Genomic DNA, 2,484 nt, shown 5'->3' on the forward strand with positions numbered 1-2,484 from the left:
GCCAGACCGCTAAGATGAAGGAGAGGAGGCTGAGCCTGGCCCAGAACTTCTTCTTTATGTTCTCGATGATATATTCTTTTGTTATCCGCATTCAGGTCACCTGACCGAAATAATTTCGACGTAGTCTTTGATCTTTAGTATCTCACTCTCCTCAAGTTCCTCTTTGACGACGAAGTATTCTCTTGTCTCTCCAGTCTCTGTAATCTCTTGTCTTAGTTCTGCTATCCTCCACCTGAAGCTGTGGTCTGGCACGTCTGGGAACTTGTGCCTCTCTACCTCCTTCACATTTGCCTTGTATTCAACAATCCTAAACCCCACTCCTCATCCCCCCATCAAATTTGTCCAGCCTTAATCCCGATAAACCTCTTTCTGAGGAAGATATCTCTCCTCGTCACCCAGAAGTAACCAGCCACGTTCTGAACCCACTCTCCAGTTATTGTTGCGGAAGTCTTCTTTGTGTTGAACTCTATTATTCTGGTTACTGTGGAATTAGCAGGGACTGTTCCAACTTGAACCGAGCCGACTAGGGCGCCATCTTCGTATATCCTGTATTCCCCGACATCCTCCATGTCGAACGGGTTGGGGTTGTAGAACTCAATTGAGACTTTTACACCCGTTATTATTCCGTTCGCAGTGTAATAGTTAATTGTTGTTGAGAAGTCCTGATAAGTCCCTGTGTCCTGATATCTTGTTCCGGAGGTATTGCTGTAGGCTTGACTGTATGCGTCATCATAGATTATGTCGACGTATAATTGTGTCCCAACATCTGCTATGACCCCGAGCCCCAATGATCCAGCAAACCACCCGTTCTTGAACCTATCGCTATGGCTGCCAATATCAAATGCATTATCCTGGGTGGGGATTACTGAGTTATTAAATGTTACATCGCTAACAGAGTGAGTATGGCTTTCAGGCGGGAAAGTGCTCGGCTTGTCCGGAATATTGTCCCAGAACGGTGTGCTCCAGAAGTCTGAAATCTTGCTCCTGGGCAGGCTCGGGATCCTATCTACACTGAGAGTGCCTGACGTGATCTGGGACGCATCTAAGCTTAGCTCGTCTGCCCCACCCTTAGCATGTGATGAAGCGTGGGCTTCTGGGGGGAATACCGAGGGCTTGTCTGGAATGTTGTCCCAGAACGGCGAGCTAAAGAGGTCTTTGATCCAGCTCCTACTGAACGCTGATGCAGCGCCAAACCGCTTTAGCTCATCATCCCAGATTACGAACCACTTCCCCACTTCTCATCACCTTACATTTCACTAGTCCAGTCTGGCAGAGAGGAAACAACTATGTCTGAAATGTCATGAACGTGTGGTTCTGGTGGGAATTGGCTCGGCTTGTCGGGTATGTTGTCCCAGAAGGGTGCTGAGAAGAAATCAGTGATCTTGCTTCTCGATAGATTTGGAATTCTTGCCACGTCGAGGACACCAGATATGATCTTACTGGCATCTATCCCTGCGATCTGTAGTTGACCGTTACTGACGGTGAACTCCGACCCGAGGCTGCTAAACGGCTTGTCTGGGATATTGTCCCAGAATGGAGTGTCAAAGAGGTCTGAAATCTTACTTCTTGGTAGACTGGGCATTCTTGCTAGATCTAGCACTCCGCTAGTTATCTTGCTCGCATCAATTCCCGCTATCTCCAGCTTTCCGTTACTCACAGCGAACTCTGATCCGAGGCTGCTGAACGGCTTATCTGGAATGTTGTCCCAGAACGGAGAGCTGAATAGATCCCTGATCCAATGTCTTCTGAAGCTTGATGCTGCACCTAATAGTTTTGTTTCATCATCCCATATCACGAACCACTTCCCCACTTCTCACCACCTCACATTTCGTTTGTGAAATCGGGCAAAGATGTGAGTGTGATACCTCCAACATTTATTATCCTATAACCGCCCATATCGAAGTCTGAGTCGGGAATTATTTGAGTAATGCTGAGTGCCAGCTCATCTATCCCACCTTTAGCGTGTTGAGATGCGTGTAGTCTCGCGGCATAGATAGTGTCGAGGATCTCTTTCGCGATCGGGGTTGCAAGCCTGCTCCTTACCGCGCCCTGGTAGTAGAGCCTGACAGTCGTGCTTGGGCCCGATGAGAGGTAGCGTGCATAGACCTTCAAAACGAGCCTGCTACCCTCACTCAGCTCATAATCGTGAGCAAGGATAAGGCTGACCACAACGTTCCTTCTATCAGTAACCAGGTCGCTTAGGGAGGACTCCGCGATAAGGGTCTCGCTTCCTCCGGAGTCTCTCTCATACAGCCTGAAGAATAACCTCACGTCAATATTTCCGCTAATTCTTTCGGCCTGGAAGTGCAGGGTATAGACACCGAGCCTCAGTACGGGGATTGAACCGGCCGGGGCGATCCACGCCTCTATCTCATAATCCCCGGCACTGTTCTGCGAAGTCTCGACGTAAGCCTCCGAAAGTTCTGGCGGTGTGATTGACATCTGCTTGTATGCCGGGACTTCCGTGTCCGCCTCGTCCAAGAG

At 49.1% G+C, this 2,484-nt stretch carries 4 protein-coding genes; all 4 read right to left on the reverse strand.

Annotated features, from left to right (window positions below; all coding sequences use genetic code 11):
- Window positions 1-96: 96 nt before the first annotated feature.
- Window positions 97-318: a hypothetical protein gene (locus J7K40_07840; protein ID MCD6162309.1), complete on the reverse strand. Its 222-nt coding sequence runs from the start codon at window positions 316-318 to the stop codon at window positions 97-99.
- 14 nt (window positions 319-332) lie between these two features.
- Window positions 333-1,235, reverse strand: coding sequence for a hypothetical protein (locus tag J7K40_07845; protein ID MCD6162310.1), 903 nt, complete (start codon window positions 1,233-1,235; stop codon window positions 333-335).
- An 11-nt stretch (window positions 1,236-1,246) separates the two neighbouring features.
- On the reverse strand, window positions 1,247-1,810 hold the full coding sequence (locus tag J7K40_07850) for a hypothetical protein (GenBank protein MCD6162311.1): 564 nt from the start codon (window positions 1,808-1,810) through the stop codon (window positions 1,247-1,249).
- 11 nt (window positions 1,811-1,821) lie between these two features.
- A partial coding sequence (locus J7K40_07855; protein MCD6162312.1) for a hypothetical protein occupies window positions 1,822-2,484 on the reverse strand: 663 nt, incomplete at its 5' end.

The organism is Candidatus Zixiibacteriota bacterium, assembly GCA_021159005.1.
In the GTDB taxonomy this organism is placed as follows: domain Bacteria; phylum Zixibacteria; class MSB-5A5; order UBA10806; family 4484-95; genus JAGGSN01.